Source organism: Methylobacterium sp. WL116 (genome assembly GCF_008039455.1).
Classification (GTDB): domain Bacteria; phylum Pseudomonadota; class Alphaproteobacteria; order Rhizobiales; family Beijerinckiaceae; genus Methylobacterium.
This window is the reverse complement of the sequence record NZ_VRUV01000854.1, coordinates 1-1,246: the sequence shown is the minus strand read 5'-3', so window position 1 is coordinate 1,246 and position 1,246 is coordinate 1. Positions and strand designations below refer to the sequence as shown.

Annotated in this window: 1 protein-coding gene; it reads right to left on the bottom strand. The window is 63.8% G+C overall.

What is annotated here, in order from left to right; all coding sequences use genetic code 11:
* Nucleotides 1-38: 38 nt before the first annotated feature.
* Nucleotides 39-1,180, bottom strand: a protein-coding gene (locus FV223_RS27930) for an IS3 family transposase (protein ID WP_147729914.1) whose coding sequence is annotated in 2 segments (ribosomal slippage) — nucleotides 39-913 and nucleotides 913-1,180 — 1,143 coding nt in all. Because the reading frame shifts where the segments join, the coding sequence is not laid out codon by codon here.
* Between the last annotated feature and the right edge of the window lie 66 nt (nucleotides 1,181-1,246).

The window sequence follows — 1,246 nt, the reverse complement described above, 5'->3', positions numbered from 1 at the left end:
TGACCTGACCGGTATTTTGGACCGAGCCAATCGAGAGGCTACTGCATGGTGGCGGCCATGGGTAGCCGGAAGGCCAGATTCGGGTAGCTGACGGGCGCGGGCGGCCGATAGCCCAGCGACGAATGCGGTCGGAGGCGGTTGTAGGTGGTTTGCCAGAGACCGATCACGATCTGCGCTTCCTTCAGCGAGTAGAAGATCTCCTGGTTTAGACACTCGTCACGAAGCTTGCCGTTGAAGCTCTCGCAATAGCCATTCTCCCACGGGGATCCTGGCGCGATGTACTGGATCTGCGAGCCAGCTTTGGCGACCCACTTGCGCAACGCCTTTGCGATCATCTCGGGACCATTGTCGCAGCGGATGTTCTCCGGGATGCCGTGCAGGCACATCGCGTCGGCCAGCGCCTCGATCACGCCGAGGCTGTTGATGCGCCGCGCCACCTTCAGCGCGAGGCAGGCACGGCTGTGCTCGTCGATCAGCGTCAGGATGCGCAGGCTGCGGCCATCGTGCGTCTGGGCTTGCACGAAGTCGAAGCTCCAGACGTGATTGCGGTGAAGTGGTCGTAGCCGCACGCAGGAGCCGTCGTTCAGCCACAGGCGGCTGCGGGGTCTATGTCGGCTGGGGACCTTCAGCCCCTCGCGACGCCAGATGCGCTGAACCCGGTCTTTGCCTACCTGCCAGCCGGCTGCCTGTAGCAGCGCGGTGACGCGGCGATAGCCGTAGCGTCCGTACTCGGACGCCAGGGCGATGATGGCCTGGGTCAGCTCATCCTCATCGGTCAGTACGGTGGGTACGTAGCGCTGTGTGCCCCGGTGCTGGCCGACGATCCGACAGGCGTGACGTTCCGAGAGGCCGTACTTCTCACGGATGCCGTCGACTGCCTGCCGGCGCCGCTCGGGGGCTACAAGTTTCCCGAGGCGACGTCCGCCAGCACCTGCTTCTCTAGAGAAAGGTCGGCGACGAGCCGGCGCAGCCGAGCGTTCTCGCGCTCCAGATCCTTCATCTTCCTGGCTTGATCGACCTGAAGGCCGCCGTACTCCTTGCGCCAGCGGTAGTAACTCTGCTCGGAGATCTCCGCCTCCCTGCATGCAAGGGCCAAACTCTTGCCCTGGGCCGTCTGCACCTCAATCTGACGCAGCTTGAGCACGACCTGCTCCGCGTTCGTCTTCTGGCCTCGCCGCATGTCCAACTCCTTTGGTCCTGGCTGATCCTCTCAATCAGCCCGGTCCAAAGCCAGCCGGTCAGGTCA